The organism is Specibacter sp. RAF43, assembly GCF_052114065.1.
Taxonomy (GTDB): domain Bacteria; phylum Actinomycetota; class Actinomycetes; order Actinomycetales; family Micrococcaceae; genus Specibacter.
Genome location: NZ_JBFREA010000003.1, coordinates 146,009 through 162,483, shown reverse-complemented (window position 1 = coordinate 162,483; position 16,475 = coordinate 146,009). Strand labels below are relative to the sequence as shown.

12 protein-coding genes and 2 pseudogenes are annotated in these 16,475 nt (G+C 69.5%); 3 read left to right on the top strand and 11 right to left on the bottom strand.

Features of this window, described 5'->3' with window-relative positions; translation table 11 throughout:
* Nucleotides 1-289 (bottom strand): annotated as a pseudogene (locus AB4Y80_RS03120) (pyridine nucleotide-disulfide oxidoreductase); the annotation flags it as partial.
* Between the two features lie 228 nt (nt 290-517).
* On the opposite strand from AB4Y80_RS03120, the gene rarD reads away from it, so the two are divergent.
* Together rarD and AB4Y80_RS03110 are read left to right on the top strand one after the other, a co-directional pair.
* Nucleotides 518-1,504, top strand: a complete 987-nt coding sequence (gene rarD, locus AB4Y80_RS03115; protein ID WP_442211864.1) for an EamA family transporter RarD — start codon at nt 518-520, stop codon at nt 1,502-1,504.
* A gap of 30 nt (nt 1,505-1,534) precedes the next feature.
* On the top strand, nt 1,535-2,926 hold the full coding sequence (locus AB4Y80_RS03110; protein WP_442211862.1) for a dihydrolipoyl dehydrogenase family protein: 1,392 nt from the start codon (nt 1,535-1,537) through the stop codon (nt 2,924-2,926).
* A 125-nt stretch (nt 2,927-3,051) separates the two neighbouring features.
* On the opposite strand, the gene AB4Y80_RS03105 is transcribed toward AB4Y80_RS03110, so the two are convergent.
* The 3 genes from AB4Y80_RS03105 to AB4Y80_RS03095 all read right to left on the bottom strand — a co-directional run bounded on the left by AB4Y80_RS03105 (nt 3,052) and on the right by AB4Y80_RS03095 (nt 6,864).
* Nucleotides 3,052-3,882: a universal stress protein gene (locus tag AB4Y80_RS03105; protein WP_442211861.1), complete on the bottom strand. Its 831-nt coding sequence runs from the start codon at nt 3,880-3,882 to the stop codon at nt 3,052-3,054.
* Between the two features lie 131 nt (nt 3,883-4,013).
* Nucleotides 4,014-5,375: a 4-aminobutyrate--2-oxoglutarate transaminase gene (gene gabT / locus AB4Y80_RS03100; RefSeq protein ID WP_442211860.1), complete on the bottom strand. Its 1,362-nt coding sequence runs from the start codon at nt 5,373-5,375 to the stop codon at nt 4,014-4,016.
* A gap of 58 nt (nt 5,376-5,433) precedes the next feature.
* Nucleotides 5,434-6,864 carry a gamma-aminobutyraldehyde dehydrogenase gene (locus AB4Y80_RS03095; RefSeq protein ID WP_442211859.1) on the bottom strand — a complete coding sequence of 477 codons (1,431 nt, stop codon included), beginning with the start codon at nt 6,862-6,864 and terminating at the stop codon, nt 5,434-5,436.
* A 180-nt stretch (nt 6,865-7,044) separates the two neighbouring features.
* Between AB4Y80_RS03095 and AB4Y80_RS03090 the strand changes: the two genes are divergently transcribed.
* Nucleotides 7,045-8,493 (top strand): PucR family transcriptional regulator, encoded by a 1,449-nt coding sequence (locus AB4Y80_RS03090; protein WP_442211858.1) that lies wholly within the window; start codon nt 7,045-7,047, stop codon nt 8,491-8,493.
* A gap of 30 nt (nt 8,494-8,523) precedes the next feature.
* Here AB4Y80_RS03090 and AB4Y80_RS03085 read toward each other — a convergent pair whose 3' ends face one another.
* From AB4Y80_RS03085 to AB4Y80_RS03055, 7 genes and pseudogenes are all read right to left on the bottom strand, one after another.
* Nucleotides 8,524-9,627, bottom strand: coding sequence for a hypothetical protein (locus AB4Y80_RS03085; RefSeq protein WP_442211857.1), 1,104 nt, complete (start codon nt 9,625-9,627; stop codon nt 8,524-8,526).
* A gap of 119 nt (nt 9,628-9,746) precedes the next feature.
* Entirely contained in the window at nt 9,747-10,781 is a 1,035-nt protein-coding gene (locus AB4Y80_RS03080; RefSeq protein WP_442211856.1) for a hypothetical protein, read from the bottom strand.
* A gap of 106 nt (nt 10,782-10,887) precedes the next feature.
* Nucleotides 10,888-12,175: pseudogene (locus AB4Y80_RS03075) on the bottom strand (FAD-dependent oxidoreductase).
* A 46-nt stretch (nt 12,176-12,221) separates the two neighbouring features.
* Nucleotides 12,222-13,466, bottom strand: a complete 1,245-nt coding sequence (cobA, locus tag AB4Y80_RS03070) for a uroporphyrinogen-III C-methyltransferase (protein WP_442211855.1) — start codon at nt 13,464-13,466, stop codon at nt 12,222-12,224.
* Between the two features lie 174 nt (nt 13,467-13,640).
* On the bottom strand, nt 13,641-14,537 hold the full coding sequence (locus tag AB4Y80_RS03065; RefSeq protein ID WP_442211854.1) for an ABC transporter permease: 897 nt from the start codon (nt 14,535-14,537) through the stop codon (nt 13,641-13,643).
* On the bottom strand, nt 14,530-15,327 hold the full coding sequence (locus AB4Y80_RS03060) for an ABC transporter ATP-binding protein (protein WP_442211853.1): 798 nt from the start codon (nt 15,325-15,327) through the stop codon (nt 14,530-14,532). Before AB4Y80_RS03060 ends, AB4Y80_RS03065 begins: the two co-directional genes overlap by 8 nt.
* Nucleotides 15,324-16,472: an ABC transporter substrate-binding protein gene (locus AB4Y80_RS03055; RefSeq protein ID WP_442211852.1), complete on the bottom strand. Its 1,149-nt coding sequence runs from the start codon at nt 16,470-16,472 to the stop codon at nt 15,324-15,326. Before AB4Y80_RS03055 ends, AB4Y80_RS03060 begins: the two co-directional genes overlap by 4 nt.
* Between the last annotated feature and the right edge of the window lie 3 nt (nt 16,473-16,475).

The window sequence follows — 16,475 nt, the reverse complement described above, 5'->3', positions numbered from 1 at the left end:
GGCTGAGGTCGCGGCCGTAGGTGACATTGCCGAAGAAGCGGATGTCCCCGCGGTCCAGCACCTTGTGCAGGGCGTTCACAATGCCCTTGATGCGGGGATGGTCCGGGGCCACGCCGTAGCGGATCAACCCGTAGGGGGCCGGGTGGGCCTCAAAAATGTCAATGCTGACTTCTACGTCGCCGCCCTGGACCTCCTGGGATTTTGTCAAAATATCCGCGGCATAGACACCCGCCGGACCGGAACCAATGATGGCAACACGGAACGGGCGGGTGAGTATCGAGTTAGGCAAGAAGAAGTCCTTCCGAACTGTGAAGCGTGACACCAAGGCGGCCGGCGGTCACGGGCGGGAAAGCAATTTAGGTGCCACTTAGCCAGTCTAAATGCCCCGGCGCCACGCCGGTAAGGGCCAGCCGTAGAAAGTGACCAAGCACTCAAGACGCCCTTGACAGGGCCGGAGCAATCCAGTGGTTCCAAGGTGGTCATGGAATAATGCCCCGATCCCCGTTGTTATGGGCTTGTGCCAAGTAGCGAAACCTCCGTAGACAATATCCCGCAAACTTCCGGCACGGAACGCACAGGGCCCGTCCGGTCGGAGACCGCCACCGGCATCGTGTATGGATTTAGCGCGTACGGCCTGTGGGGCCTGCTGCCCATCTACTTCATCTGGCTCATGCCGGCCAACAGCATCGAGATTGTGGCCAACCGGGTGGTGTGGTCCGTCATCTTCTGCCTCCTGGTCATTACCGTGACCCGGGGCTGGGCCAAGGTCGGCGACGCCGTGCGGAACCCCCGCATCCTGGGGGTCCTGGCCGTGGCCGGCGCGCTCATTGTGGTCAATTGGCTCACGTACGTCTTCGCCGTGACCACCGGCAGCGCCATCGAGGCGTCCCTGGGCTACTTCATCAACCCGCTGGTTTCGGTCCTGCTCGGGGTGATCGCCCTGAAGGAAAAACTGCGGCCCCTCCAATGGGTGGCCGTCGGCGTGGGGTTCGTGGCCGTCGTCGTGCTGACCGTCAGCTACGGGAAACTGCCGTGGATCGCCCTGGTTTTGGCGCTCAGTTTCGGCTTGTACGGGTTCGTGAAGAACCGGGTGGGCGGGAAGGTCGACGCCATCACCAGCCTGAGCGTGGAAACGGCCGTGCTGACCCCGTTTGCGCTGGCCGCCATGGTGGTGCTGACCGCCATGGGCCAGGCCACGCTGACCGGTTTGGGCGCCGGGCATTTCTGGCTCCTGGCCTCCACCGGCGTGGTCACGGCCGTGCCGCTGCTCTTCTTCGGGGCCTCCGCCCGGCGCCTGCCGATGACCATGATCGGGCTGATGCAATACGTGGCACCGCTGCTGCAGTTCATCGTGGCCATCACGCTGCTGGGCGAACACATGGGGCTCGACCGGTGGATCGGTTTCGGCATAGTCTGGCTGGCGTTGGTGGTTTTGACCTTCGATTCGCTGCGCAGCCACCGCCACCTCGCCCGGCTGCGCAAGCGCGCCCTGGCGGCCGCCTAGTTTCCGCCGGTTTTCTCAGGAAGGCAATCCATGGCCATCGAAGAATTCGACCTCGTGGTGATCGGCGGGGGCAAGGCCGGAAAGTCCCTGGCCATGGACCTGGCCGCGGCCGGGCAGCGGGTGGCCATGGTGGAGCGCGGCATGATCGGCGGCACGTGCATCAATGTGGCGTGCATTCCCACCAAGACCCTCGTCAACAGCGCCCGCCTGCTCGCCGTCACCCGCCGCGCCGGAGAATTCGGCATCACCGGCGCCGACGCCCCGGCCATTGACGTGAACCTGCTGCGCGCCCGCAAGGAAGAGGTGGTCGCCACCATGGTGGCCGGCCAGCGGAAGTCGTTCCTGGCCTCGGGCATGGACCTGCTCATTGGCCGGGCCCGCTTTGTCGCACCCCGCACCGTGGAGGCAACGGACGACGACGGCGCCCGACGCTTGCTGCGCGGCACCAATGTTGTGGTCAACACCGGCATGGTCCCGTTTGTCCCGGACATTCCCGGGCTGCGCGCGGCCGGGCCCCTGACGAGCACCTCGATTTTGGCGTTGCCGACCCTGCCCGCCAGCATTGCCATCGTGGGCGGCGGCTACATCGGCTGCGAATTTGCCGGCATGCTGGCCATCATGGGCGTGGCGGTGACGCTCATCCAGCGCGGCGCCGCCCTGCTGCCGCGGGAGGACGCGGACGTCTCCGCCGCCGTCGCGGAATCCTTTGCGGCCGACGGCGTGTCCGTCCGCTTGGGCGCGGCCGTCACCGCGGTCTCCCGTGCCGAGGGCACCGCCGGAACCGTGACCGTGGAGTTGTCCGACGGCAGTTCCGTCATTGCCGAGGACATCCTGGTGGCCGTGGGGCGGAGCCCGGTCACGGCCGGGCTGGAGCTGGGCGCCGCCGGCATTGGCGTGACCGACCGCGGCACCGTGCAGGTGGACGAATTCCTGCGCACCACCGCCGACGGCGTGTGGGCGGCCGGCGACGTGGCGGGCACACCCCAGTTCACCCACGCCTCCTGGAACGACTACCGGATCCTCAAGGCCAACCTGGCCGGCGGTTCCCGGAGCACCAGGAACCGGCTCATCCCCTACTGCGTGTTCACCACGCCCGAACTGGGCCGGGTGGGCCTCTCCGAGGCGGCTGCCCGGCACGCCGGGTTGGACGTACGGATCGCCCGGATGCCCGTGGCCGCCATCCCCCGGGCCCGGACGGTGGGCCACCTGGACGGGCTGTGGAAGGCCGTGGTGGAGCGCGGCACCGACCGCATCCTGGGCGTGTCCCTGCTCGGCCACGAGTCCAGCGAGGTGATCGCCGTGGTGCAGATGGCCATGCTCGGCAACCTGAGCTACCAGCAAGTGCGCGACGCCGTCATCACCCACCCCACCATGGCCGAGGGCCTGCAGCTGCTCTTCAGCGCCGCCTTCCTGGAGCCGTAGCCCGCGAACCGGCGGCGGGTGGCATTTTCTCGGCGACTTCCCGGCCCGTTGGCCGCGGGCGGCCTGTGGGGCCTCCTTGACGTCGCCTCCGAAAACGCCACCCGCCGCCGGGACGTGCCCGGGGCCTAGATGCCTTGGCGCTGGAAGTCGCGCGGGACCACCACCATGGGAACCGGCAGCGAGCGCAGGATCTTGTTGGCGGTGGAACCGAGGAAGATCTTGCTGTTCTCGGCCAGGCGGCTGGATCCGACCACAACGAGTTCACCGGATTTCCAGCCAATGCCGTCCACGGCTTCTTCAATGTTGCGGCCGTGGGCCAGCGTCACCGTGACCTTGTTCCTGGGCAGCTTTGCCGCGGCCTCGGCGAGCACGGTGTTCACGTGTTGCCGGGCGGGGCTCAAGGCGTTGTCCAGGTCAAAGTCCTGCTGTTCGTGTTGGTCCATCTCCACGACCGAGACCAGCCGCAGCGGCACGTGGCGGCGCCCGGCGGCGGTGGTGCCGACGTCGAGCACGGCCTGCCAGCCCTCCCGCATGCCGGTCATCACGGTCAACCGGGTCAGCGGATCCTTGCGGTTGTACCCGCGCGGGGCCAAGGCGACGGGGACGGGTGAGGCATGCAGGAGCCCGTTGGCTACCGCGCCGACCGTGAAGCGCTTGAAGAGGCCGTTGCTGGCGGCACCGACCACGATCAGGGCGGCGTCGTCCTCGCGGGCCGTTTCCATGAGGCCGTTGGCGAAGGACTCCGCGATGCGCACCGAAAACGTGGCGTCGACCCCGGAGGGGACCAGGCCCAGGGCTGCGCGTTCGAGCTCGGCGGCGTCGCCGGCCTGCCTGGCGCTGTGCACCACGGTCACCAGGTGGAGGGTCGCGCCCTGCGTCTTCGCGATGACCCCGGCCAGGGCAACGGCATCGGCGCCCCGGTCGTCCGGACGGTAGCCAACCACATATGTCGTCATGGATTCAACCCTTCGCTGGGCCGGGCGGGCTCCATGGCGTGTGGAGCCCGCCGGGCCGCGGACATTTGTAGCACTGACTGTACAGCCGAAGGCGGCGGCCGCAACAGAGTCGGGGCCCGGCCCGGCCGGTGCTAGGCTGCCTTGCGGACCGCGGCGACCAGCACGTCCAGGCCGTCGTTCAGGAGTTCGTCGCTGATGACCAGCGGCGGCAGCAGGCGGATGACGTTGCCGTAGGTGCCACAGGTCAAGATGATGACCCCGACCTGCAAACACGCCGCGGCGATGGCCTTGGCGGCTTCCGGGTTCACTTCCTTGGTGGTGGCGGCGGTGCCGGGCTTGACGAGCTCAATGGCCATCATGGCGCCGCGCCCGCGGATCTCGCCGATGATGCCGGCCTCGCCGAGTTCCTCAACCAGTGCCGTGAATCGTTTCGTGACGATCTTTTCAATGTTGGCGGCGCGGGCATTGAGGTCGAGTTCCTTCATGGTGCGGATGGCCGCCAGGGACGCCGCGCAGGCGACCGGGTTGCCACCGTAGGTGCCGCCCAGCCCGCCGGGGTGCACGGCGTCCATCAGATCGGCGCGGCCGGTAATGGCGCTTAGCGGCAGCCCGCCGCCGATGCCCTTGGCCATGGTGATGATGTCCGGCACCAGGCCCTCGTGCTGGGAGGCGAACCATTCGCCGGTGCGGCAGAAGCCGGACTGGACCTCGTCGGCGATGAACACGACGCCGTTTTCCTTGGCCCAGGCGGCCAGGGTGGGCAGGAAGCCGTCGGCGGGGACGATGAAGCCGCCCTCGCCCTGGATCGGTTCGATCAGGATCGCGGCAACGCTGGACGCGCCGATCTGCTTCTCGATCATGGTGATGGCGCGGCGGGCGGCGTCCTCACCCTTGATCTCGGTTTCCTCACGGTAGGGGTAGCTCATGGGGACCCGGTAGATCTCCGGGGCGAACGGGCCGAAGTTCGTCTTGTACGGCATGGCCTTGGCGGTCAATGCCATGGTCAGGTTGGTGCGCCCGTGGTACGCGTGGTCAAAGGCCACAATGGCGTCGCGGCCGGTGGCCAGGCGCGCCACCTTGACCGCGTTCTCGACGGCTTCGGCGCCGGAGTTAAAGAGCACGGTGCGCTTCTCGTGCGTGCCCGGGGTGAGTGCGTTGAGTTCCTCGGCAACGGCGACATAGCTTTCGTAGGGACTCACCATGAAACACGTGTGGGTGAAGTGGGCCACCTGTTCCTGCACGGCGGCGACCACGTTTTGGTCCGAGGCGCCCACGGTCGTGACGGCGATGCCGGAGCCCAGGTCGATGAACGAGTTGCCATCCACGTCGGTGATGATGCCGCCGTCGGCGTCGGCAACGTACACCGGCACGCTGGAGGCGACGCCGCCGGCAACAACGGCCTTGCGGCGGGCGTCCAGCGCCACCGACTTCGGCCCGGGGAGGGAGCCCATGAGGTGCCGTTTTTGCTCGATCCGGTAGTGGATTTCAGACATGGAATTACCTTTCAAAATGTGATTGCAAAATTCTTGGGTGCGGCCSGGGCCGGCGGGGCTACGCGTCGAGGCTGCTCATGACGTGCTTGATCCGGGTGTAATCCTCCACTCCGTACATGGACAGGTCCTTGCCGTAGCCGGACTGCTTGAACCCGCCGTGCGGCATCTCGGCGGTGAGCATGATGTGGGTGTTGATCCAGACGGCGCCGAAGTCCAGGTCGCGGGAGACACGCATGGCCACGCCGTGGTTGGACGTCCACACGCTGGAGGCCAGGGCGTAGTCGACGTCGTTGGCCATCTCCACGGCCTCTTCCTCGGTCCGGAACGTTTGGACGGTGATGACCGGGCCAAACGTTTCCTTCTGCACGATGTCATCGGTTTGCCTCACCCCGTCCACCACCGTGGCCTCAAAGAAGAAGCCCTTGGTCCCGGCACGCTTTCCGCCGGTGACGACCGTGGCATAGTCGGGAATGCCTGCCACGACCTTGCTGACGGCATTGAAGTGGTTGATGTTGTTCAGCGGGCCAAAGTAGTTCTTGGAGTCGTCCTCGTGGCCGGTCTCCAGGCCCTTGGTCGCGGTGGCCAGCGCGGCGAGAAATTCGTCGTGGGCGGATTCCTCCACCAGCACCCGGGTGATGGCGGTGCAGTCCTGGCCGGCGTTGAAGAAGGAGAATTCCGCGATGGACCCGGCCGTCTTGCCCAGGTCGGCGTCGGCAAAGACGATGGCGGGCGCCTTGCCTCCCAGCTCCAGGTGGGCGCGCTTGAGCCCGGCCGCGGCACCGGTGGCCACGGCAATGCCGGCCCGCACGGAACCGGTGATGGAGACCATGGCGGGGGTCTTGTGCTCGACCATGGAGGCGCCCGTGGCCCCATTGCCGAGAATGATGTTCAGGACGCCGGCGGGGATGATGTCCCGGGCGATCCTGGCGAAGGCGAGGGTGCTTTCGGGTGTGGTGTCGCTGGGCTTGAGCACAATGGTGTTGCCGGCGGCCAGGGCCGGGCCGATCTTCCAGACCAGCATCAGGAACGGGTAGTTCCAGGGGGTCACCTGGGCCACGACGCCCACCGGCTCGCGGCGCACATAGGAGGTGAAGTTTTCCATGTATTCCCCGGCCGACCGGCCCTCCAGCAGGCGGGCGGCGCCGGCAAAGAAGCGGAACTGGTCGGCGCCGGCAGCCACCTCCTCATCGGCGATCATTTGCTTGACCTGGCCGGTGTTGCGGTGCTGCGCCTCGACGATCTCCTCGCTGTGGGCCTCGATGGCATCGGCCAGGCGCAGCAGGACGCTCTGGCGCTGTGCGGGGGTGGCGCGCTTCCAGCTCTTGAACGCGGCGGCGGCGGCGCTCATGGCGGCGTCCACATCGGCTTGGCTGGAAATCGGCGCCGTGGCGACGACTTCGCCGTTGGTGGGATTGATGATGTCCAGGGACTCGGTCCCGGTGACGGGGACAAATTCGCCGTTGATGAAGTTCTGCAAGGTTTGGACCACGGTGTTCAACCTCTTTTGGTTCGATGTGCGGGACGCGGCACCGTTTGCCGCCCAAGGTCGCTCCTGCGAGCTCGCTTAAGCTGTGTCGCTTAAGGAGAGCCTAAGCCCCGCGGCCGCCGGCGAGAATGGCCGTTTGCACACCGGGGCTCGCAATGCGTAGTGCGTTTGTATAGTTAATGCATGGCGCTTTCCCTGGCGGACCTGATCATGGTCCCGAATCTCCTGCTCAAGAACATGGGGTCAAGCCGCACGCCGCTAAATACGCCCATCGACTGGGTGGCCGTGACGGAGCTGGAAAATCCGCAGGCATTTCTTAGCGGCGGCGAGCTTGTCCTGACCACCGGGGCTCGTCAGGGCACCGCCGACGCCCAGCGGTCCTTTGTGCGCCAGATTCGTCGGGCGGGCGCGGTCGGGATCGGCTTTGGCGTGGGTTTTGAGCATGACCAGGTGCCGGCCGCGCTCATCGCCGAGGCCAACCGGTGGGCGGTCCCCGTGGTGGAGGTCCCCTACAGCACCCCCTTCATCGCCATCGGCAAGCTGGTCGCCGATGCCCGGTCATCGGATCACTATGCCAAGCTGGAGCGGCTGCTGAGCCAGCACCAAATCCTGGCCCGCTCCCTCCTGACCGGCGGCGGCCTGCCGACACTCTTGCGCAAGCTGGCGGCCATGGTCGGTTCGGACCTGGTCATCAGCCAGTACGGCGGCGAGGTTTTTGCCACCTCGCCCGGATCCGCCTTCAACGACGACGGCTGGCATGCGGTGGCGCTGTCCACCGGAAAGCGCGATGCCAGCACGCTGTGGCTGCGCAAACCGTTCCACGACGACGGCATCGTGGACTACGCCCGCGGCCTGATCAGCATTGAGCTGAACAACCTGCTGCAGCGCCGCCACACGGGACGCCAAATAGCCGGGCAGGTCCTGGCCGACGTGGTCCGCGGGACGCTGGACGCCCCGGATGCGGCCGCCCGGCTGGAAAGCCTCAACATCAATCCGGCCGCGAAGAACCTTGTGCTGCTCATCGCGGCCGAAGAGGCCAAGTTCCCCACCCTCTCCACCATGACGCTGCCGGCCGAGCTGGAGACGGCCACCGCCGCCGTCATGAAGACCGAGGACCACAACGAACTGCTGGTCATCGCCCCGGCGACGCTCGGTGACCCCGCCGTCCTGGGCCGGGCGCTAAGCCGCCGGATGAACGACGTCGGCATCACCGGTTCGGTGGGCATCGGCGGCGCGTACTCGCAGGCGAACGGGCTGCGCTGGAGCTATTTTGAGGCACGCGAGGCGGCCTCCCGCGGCCTGGACGTCAACGTGCCGGAGCGGTTGAGCCTGACCTCCCTGCTGTTGGCCAGCGAGGACGTGCCGATGGCGGACATGGCGCAGGAGGCCCTGGGTCCGCTGGTGTCCTTTGACAAGGCGCACGGGGCCGAACTGGTGGACACGTTGGATTCCTACCTGCGCCTGAACGGGTCGGTCGCCGCCGTGGCCGAGGCCCTGACGCTGCACCGCAACACCGTCCGCTACCGGCTCACCCAGATTGCCGAACTGACCGGCTATGACCCGGCGCTGACCCCCGACCGGGTCCAGCTGTGGCTGGCCCTGGCCGTGCGCCGGCTGTCCCCGCCGGCGTAGCCCGTTGGGGTCCACGCCGGCGGGGTCCGCCTATGGTTCGACGCCGGCAGCGGCCGCCGCGGGAATTCCGGCACCCGGGGCCTTGCTGCGCAGGCGCAGCAAGAGTCCGAGGCCGATCAGGAGCATCACCGCCGCGCCCTGGTAGATGGGCCAGATGCCGGTGCCGGTGTACGCCAACCGGGCCGGGCCCGCCACCGGGACTGCCACCTCACCGCCGGATGCCTGCACCGTCACCGCCTGCCCAAGGGCCACGGTGGCGGCAGGGGTGGGCACCGGGGAACCCGGCGCGGCGCCGGGCCCCGTGGGGACGCCGGGAGTCACCGGCGCGGCCGGAACGCCCGGGACGACCGGCGCGGCCGGGATGCCCGGGGTCACCACGCTGCTTTCCGGCAAGACGGCGGTGATCGCGAGGGTTGCCAGCCCGTTGGGCAAGGCGTTGAGCCCGGTCGCCGGGAGCGTGCCCAACCCGTCGCCAACGACGTCGCCCAACAGGCTGCCGGTGCCGGCCGGAGCCGGCGCCAGGAGCGCCCCGGGCACGGCCACCCGCACCGTGCCGACGGCACCGCCATCCACGCCGCCGGGCAGATAGCCGCCCAGCGTGGGCAGTGCCGGCGAAGCCGACGCCAACACGGGGACGGCTGCCGCGGGCGTTGCCTGCGCCAACACGGGGACGGCTGCCGACGGCGAAGCCTGCGCCAACACGGGGACGGCTGCCGCGGGCGTTGCCTGTGCCAACACGGTGATGGCTGCGGCCGGCTTGGCGGCCGGTGCGGCATTCACCGCGACGGCAAGTGCGGCCCGTTGTGCCGAGCCGCCAGGATTGCCGGCAACGCCGGTGGTGCCGGCGGCCTTGGCCGGGACCGGCGCCCCGAGAACCGCCGTTACGTTCGCGGTTGGCGCCTCAGCTGCGCCCGTGGCGGGCGGCATCGAATCGACGGCGCCGCCCAGGACGCCGGCAACGTTTCCGAGGATATTGCCGGGGACGGTCACCGAAACGGTGGCTTCGAGCCCTGACAAGGCGTCCGCCGCACCTGGCGTGGACTGGTCGGCGGCATTGGCCGCCCCTGCGCCGAGGGCCAAAAGGCCGCCGGCAAAGACCGCTCCATAAAGCGATCGCCGAATAATGGCATRCATGATGAATTGCTCCTGACTGGAATTTTTGACCCGTTCCGCGACTGCGGAACGGGAAATACCGTTGCCCGCGGTCCGCCGGCAGGGAGATTCCTGCTCGGGAGGACGGGGCAAACGGTCTTCTAGCCGGGGCTTGCCCCTGGATCCTCGGGCATGGACGCGGGCAGGGGCCAGTCGACATCCCCCACCGCCGCACCAGCCCCTGCCGCCTTGAACGTCCCGGGCAGGCATTCATCGGCCGCCGCGGCGCCCGACGGTCCGCCCGGACCGGCGGTCTGGCCGGACGGTGGTGCCGCCTCGGCAGCGGGCGCGCAGGTGCCGCCCGGCGCGGGTGCGGGGACAAGAATGCAGGTCACGGCGGGCGTATCCGGGTTGGCTGCGGTGGCGAGGGCCCGGCCGGCTGACCAGCCGGGCATGTCACCGCCGGCGAGCCACGAATCGGGCGCAACGCCAGATGCGTGCGCGGCGCCTGCGGGGACCGGCGCGGCAAGCCCGGGCGAGCCGGGCACGGCCGGCACCGCGGGCACCGGGGGTGTGGCAGGCACCGGGCGTGTGGCGGGGATGCTCGCCGCGCCGGGAAGGTGCGGCACGGGCGGAAGCACCGGCCGGATGATACCGCCGACGGCTCCGTCAACGCCGCCGACCACTGTATCCACATTCACCACGGGCCGAAGAATGTCTTTTACCGGATCGAGCAGCGGGGCTGCGGCGTCCGTCACCGGCTGGGCGATCCGCTCAATGGTGGCGAGCACCGGCGCCGTCGCCGCCAGGGCGGCGGTGGCTGTCGGGGTGACGACCGTGGCGGCTATGGCCCGGACCGGCGCGGCGGCAACACCGAGCCCGGCAGCCGCCACGGGAACACGCTCGATTGCCGAGTCCGCGCGGGCGGCCGGTTCGGCCAGCCGCGGCACCGCCCGCACGACGGTGTTCTCGGTTGCCCGGGCAACGGGTTTCACTAGTTGGGCCACCAGGGCGTTGCCGGCGGCGGCGCCCGGACGGGACGGGTGGCCCGGGTCCGACGATGCCGCAAAGGCACCCGTCGCACCGACCACCAGGAGGAACAGGGCCAGCAGTGAGATTCCCAGCGCCAGGCGGACGGCCCGCATGACCGGGTTGTTCGGCGGCAGCACCGAGCCGTCATTACTCACCGCCGTCACCCCCCGACGCCAACGTTGAGCCTCCAGTTGAGACCTTGGCCACACTGTACGGGGTCGCGCGGCGAACCGCCAGTGTTAAAACCAAATTCCGGTTTTTGGCAGGGAGCTAACGCACCACGGACTCTGCCCCGCGCGAGACGCTCACCATTTCCTCGCGTGCCACCACCTTCACCCGCTCGCGCCGGACGGGGCCGTTCTCGGACGCCGCGGCCCCCAACGCCCGCTCGAAGGCATCCAGCTCGTGCCAGCCCTCCCACGTGGTGAAGGCCACCCCGCGCCCGGCCAGAACGTCCACGATGGCGTCGGCGTCATGGACCGCGGCCGCCGGCAGCTCGGCGCGATCACTGAGCAGGTGCGTGACGGTCTCCAGGGCGTCGCCCTTGGTGCTGCCGATCAGGCCGACGGGGCCGCGCTTGATCCAGCCCGTCGCGTACAGGCCCGGCACCCGGGTGCCGTCGGCGCCGAGCACGCGTCCGCCGGCGTTGGTCACGACACCGCGGCGGTGGTCAAACTCCACCTCCGGCAGGGCCGAGCCGAAATAGCCCACCGAGCGGTAGACGGCCTGCACAGGGTAGGTGAGCAGCTCGCCGGTGCCGCGGGCGTTGCCGGTGCCGTCCAGCTCATTGCGCTCAAAGGTGATGGCGCTGACCTTCCCGTTTTGGCCCAGGATTTTAGAGCACGATGTCCACGTCGCGTGAATGGGACAGCTCCCSCAATTCCAGCGGCGTGAACTTCACCTGGGCGGGGCCGCGGCGGCCAAAGATGTGCACATCGGTGACGGGCGACGCCTTCAGCCCGGCGTACACGTTCTCCGGGATCTCGGTGACCAGSAGGTCATCGGCATGCTTGGACAGCACCCGCGCCACGTCCARGGCCACGTTGCCGTTGCCGATGACGGCGACCTCCGTGGCATGCAGCGGCCACTCCCGCGGCACGTCCGGGTTGCCGTCGTACCAGGCCACAAAGTCCGCCCCGCCGTAGGAGCCCTCCAGCTCGACGCCGGGAATGTTCAGATCGGCGTCCTTGASGGCRCCGGTGGCGAAGATGACGGCGTCATAGTGGGTTTGCAGATCCTCCAGCGAGAGGTCGCGGCCGTAGGTGACGTTGCCGAAGAAGCGGATGTCCCCGCGGTCCAGCACCTTGTGCAGGGCGTTCACAATGCCCTTGATGCGGGGATGGTCCGGGGCCACGCCGTAGCGGATCAACCCATAGGGGGCCGGGTAGCGGTCAAAGAGGTCGATGGCCAGGACCAGGCCGTTGCGCACGTCCTCGCTCTTGGTCAGCATGTCGGCGGCATAGACGCCGGCCGGGCCGGAGCCGATGACGGCCACGCGCAGCGGCCGCCCTTGCGTTCCGCGCGGTGAGGGGTTCGCTGCAGTCGCGGGGGTGTTCATAGACACGGCTGTGCTCATTTCTGGGTTGGTCAAGCGGGGCTTGGTACTAGTTTACGAGGGCGCGCGTGCCGCAGCGGGCGCCGGCGAATTCCGCCGGTGCCAGCGGGCTTACGCGCACCACGTCGCCGACGACGACGACCGCCGGGTTGCGCACCCGGCCGGCCTGGGCCTGGGCCACGATGGTGCCCAGGGTACCGATGGTGACGCGCTGCTCCGGGGCAAAGCCGTTTTCGATGATGGCCACCGGGCAGTCGGTGCCGCGGCCGGCCGCCGCAAGGATCGGCACGGAGCGGTTCAGGGTACCGACACCCATCAGCAGCACCACGGTGTGGTCGCTCCCGGCCGGGACGTTGTCCAGTTCCTCGTGGCCGCTGATCACGGTGAAGGCCTTCGCCAGGCCGCGGTGGGTGACCGGGATGCCGGCGGCCGCCGGGACACTGACGGCACTCGTGACGCCCGGCACCACTTCCACATCCACGCCGTTCTCGCGGCAGGCGATGGCCTCCTCGCCGCCGCGGCCCAGCACATAGGGGTCCCCGCCCTTGAGCCGGACCACGCGGTGGCCGGCCCGGGCCTCACGGACCAGGATGGCGTTGATGTCCGTTTGCGGGACGGGGTGGTGGCCGGGGGTCTTGCCCACGTCGATGACCTTCACGTCCCCGGCCAGGTCCGCCAGCAGGCCGCGCGGGCCGAGCCGGTCCGCGACCACGACGTCCGCCTCGGCCAGGAGCCGGCGGCCCCGCACCGTCATGAGATCCTCGGCCCCGGGCCCGCCGCCGACCAGGGCAACCCTGCCCCGCCGCCCGTCGGAGTCGCTGCGGTACCGGCGCAGGGGCAGGTCCCCGGTCTCCAGCGCGGCGGCCACGGCGTTGCGGACGGCGGCGGCGCGCCGCGGGTCTCCCCCGGCGTTGACCGCGATTCTCACGTCGGCGACCGTGGCGACGGCCGGCGTCCAGGCGGTCGAGTCCGCGGCATCGGAATGGTTGACGCACCACACGTGGTGGGCTTCAGCGTCGGCGGCCACCCGGGCATCGACGGCGGGGTCGTCGGTGGCCGCGACGACGAACCAGGCGCCGGCGATGTCCGTTGATTCGTAGGCCCGCGGCCGCCAGGAAAGGAGCCCGGCGATCTCCCGGGCCGGTCCGCCGAGCGCGGGAGCCACGAGCGTGACCCGGGCTCCGGCGTCGAGCAGGGCCTTGGCACGACGGGCCGCAACGGTGCCCCCGCCCACCACCAGGGCGGGGCGGCCCAGCAGCCGGAGCGAGATGGGGTAAAGATCTGCAATTTCCATGGCTTGACCTTAGGGAGGGGGAATATTCGGGTTCAAGGGGTTCGTTACCCCCGTTCACGGGGCGTCATGCGCGGACACATACGCGCCCGGCAGACCCCGGCCCGCGAGAGAGGTGCTGCCCACCGCCTTTTTCGCGGCCGCGGGTCTGCCGTGCGGGGGAGGGTCTGTTTCGGGTTAGCGCGTGCTGCCCGAAAGCAGGCCGCGGCCGCGCAGCAGCCGGCGTTCCACCGGGGCGAAGACCAGCAGTTCCACGGTGATGCCCACGAACAGGATGGTCAGGATGGCGGACATGACGATGCCCATGTCGGCGAGCTGGCGGCCCTGTTCGAGCATGGAACCCAGGCCGAAGCCGAGCGTGCCGCCCATGGCGATGATTTCCGCGGCCATGAGCGAGCGCCACGAGAACGCCCAGCCCTGCTTCAGCCCGGCCACGTAGCCCGGCAGCGCTGCGGGCAACACCACGTGCACCGCCATTTCCCACCGGGACGCGCCCAGGACCTGGCCCACGCTTCGGTATTGGGGCGGTATCTGGTCGACGCCGGCCACCAGCCCGTTGATGATCGAGGGAATGGCGCCCATGAGCACCACAAAATACACGGTGGCGTCGGTGAGCCCGAACCAGATGAYGGCCGCCGGCACCCAGGCCACGGACGGGAGCACCTGCAGTCCCGAGACCAGGGGCCCGAAGGCCCGGCGCAGCAGCCGCACCTGGGCCAGCAGCAGTCCGACCGGCGTGGCCACCGTGACACTGATGGCGAAGCCGATCAGGCCGCGCTGCAGCGACGTTGCCACCGCACCCTGGACGGTGCCGTCGTGCCACAGCCCGCCAAGCGCGCCCAGCACGTCCAGCGGCCCGGGCACCAGGTCCCGGCGGCGGAAGCCAAGGGACACGTAGACCTGCCAGGCGAGCAAAAGCACGGTGAATGCGGCCAGCGGCAACAGCACACGGGAGCCGTCAATGCCGCGCCGCGGCGGCGCCTGCGACTGCAGCGAGTCCAGGCCGGCCTCCAGCGAGCGGAGCGCGTCCGTCCCGCCATCCGGGCGGGCCGGGGTGGTGACGGGATCAGGCATGCCGGCGGATCTCCTCTCGCAGCCGGGCCGTGATGGCGCCGGTCAACTCGCCCGCGGTGGTGCGCTGCGCCTCGGACACGTCCCATTGGGCCACCACGCTCCCGGGCCGGGAGGAGAGCAGCAGCACGCGCTGGCCCAGCCGCACCGCCTCGCGGACATTGTGGGTGACAAAAATGATGGTGCGTCCCGTTTCCCGCCACACGCGCTCCAATTCATCGTGCAGCAGGTCCCGGGTGATGGCATCCAGTGCCGCAAACGGCTCATCCATCAGCAGCAGCGGCCGGTCCTGCGCCAGCGCCCGCGCCAGCGCCACGCGCTGGCGCATGCCGCCGGAGAGTTCATGCGGGCGCTTGTGCGCGGCCTGGCCCAGGTGCACCAGCTCCAGCAGCTGCGCGGCGCGGGCCCGGCGCGCCGCCCGCCCCACGCCGCGCAGCTTCAGCGCCAGCTCAACATTGCCGCGCGCGCTCAGCCACGGGAACAGCGCGGAGTCCTGGAACATGACCGCGGCGCCGTCCGCCGGCACCTCCAACGCGCCGGCGGAGGGTGTGTCCAGTCCCGCGATGACGTTCAGCAGCGTCGACTTCCCGCAGCCCGACGCCCCCAGCAGCGCCACGAATTCGCCCCGGCGCACGGTGGCGTTGACGCCCTCGAGCACCGGCGCGCCGGCCCCGAAGCGCTTGCCCACGTTTTCCAGGACGACGGCGGACTCCGGCCGCGGGTGCCCGGCGCTCCTGTCGTGCTGGTCCGGATCGGCCGTGGCCGGCCGCGTGTCGCCGAACGTTTTCGTCATTGCGTCCCCAGTCCCGCGGCCGCCACGGGATGGCGGCCGGCGGCCCGCAACACGGTGTTGAGCGGGCCCAGGTCAAAGATGCCGGCAATGTCCGCTTGTTTTGTCACCCCGACCGCCACTCCGTGGGCGAGCAGCCTGGGGAACGTGGCGGCCAGCGGGTCCGGGGAAAACGTCAGTTCGGTCAGCGAGCGCTCGATCACCTCGTGTGCCAGCGGCTTGCCGGCGGCCACCGACAACCCGGCGTTGATGACGGCGGCCTCCTGGCTTTTGTGGGCGGCGAGCCAGTCAAGGGACGCGACATGTCCCTTCAACAGGGCCCGGACGGTTTCCGGATGCGCGTCTAGGAACGACTTGTTCACAACAAGCACGGTTGTGCTAAATGCGCCGCGGTCCCAGAGGTCGGCCTCGTTGACCAGCACCCTGGCCCCGGCCTGGAGCACCAACCGGGACGCCCAGGGCTCGGGCAGCCAGGCGCCGTCGAGCTTGCCGTCCTGGAACAGCTTCAGGGTCTGGGCGTTGTCGGTGGGGTTGATGGTGACGTCGCCGCCGCCGTCGGGGGTGGTCTGGTAGCCCCGGCCGGCCAGCCACGAGCGCAGGGCAACGTCCTGCGTGCCGCCGAGCTGCGGGGTGGCCAGCACCTTTCCGCGCAGCTGGGCGGCGGAGGTGATGGACGCCTTGACGACCAGTTGGGCCCCGCCGCTGGTTGCCCCGGCCACAATCCGAAGGGACGCCCCGCGGCTCTTGACGTAGGAGTTGAGGGCCGGGTTGGGGCCCACGTACGCGGCGTCGATGGCTCCGGCGTTCAGGGCCTCGATGGCGGACGGCCCGGCGTTGAACACCTGGGTGCTCAACGCCGTGCCGGCCAGGTCCCGGGCGAAGATGCCCTCCTCCAGGCCGATAAGGGCCGGGGCGTGGGTGACGTTGCCGAAGTAGCCCAGCCTCAGCTGCGCGGCGGCGCGGGGCGGCGCGGGGGTATCGTGCTGCGCCTGGTTGCCTGCCGTGACGGAGGCGACGGCGGCACCGGCGCCAATGAGCGCCACCAGCGCCGCGACGGAGACCAGCTCCACGCCGCGCCGCCGGGGCTTCTCCCCGGCGACAATCCGGATGCTCGGGCGCTTTAACGGGTCTTGGGGATGCTGTGGCATGGT

Coding starts and splice junctions, on each gene's coding strand:
- AB4Y80_RS03110 (WP_442211862.1), top strand. CDS start 1,535: ATGGCCATCGAAGAATTCGACCTCGTGGTGATCGGCGGGGGCAAGGCC.
- AB4Y80_RS03105 (WP_442211861.1), bottom strand. CDS start 3,882: ATGACGACATATGTGGTTGGCTACCGTCCGGACGACCGGGGCGCCGAT.
- gabT (WP_442211860.1), bottom strand. CDS start 5,375: ATGTCTGAAATCCACTACCGGATCGAGCAAAAACGGCACCTCATGGGC.
- AB4Y80_RS03090 (WP_442211858.1), top strand. CDS start 7,045: ATGGCGCTTTCCCTGGCGGACCTGATCATGGTCCCGAATCTCCTGCTC.
- cobA (WP_442211855.1), bottom strand. CDS start 13,466: ATGGAAATTGCAGATCTTTACCCCATCTCGCTCCGGCTGCTGGGCCGC.
- AB4Y80_RS03060 (WP_442211853.1), bottom strand. CDS start 15,327: ATGACGAAAACGTTCGGCGACACGCGGCCGGCCACGGCCGATCCGGAC.
- AB4Y80_RS03055 (WP_442211852.1), bottom strand. CDS start 16,472: ATGCCACAGCATCCCCAAGACCCGTTAAAGCGCCCGAGCATCCGGATT.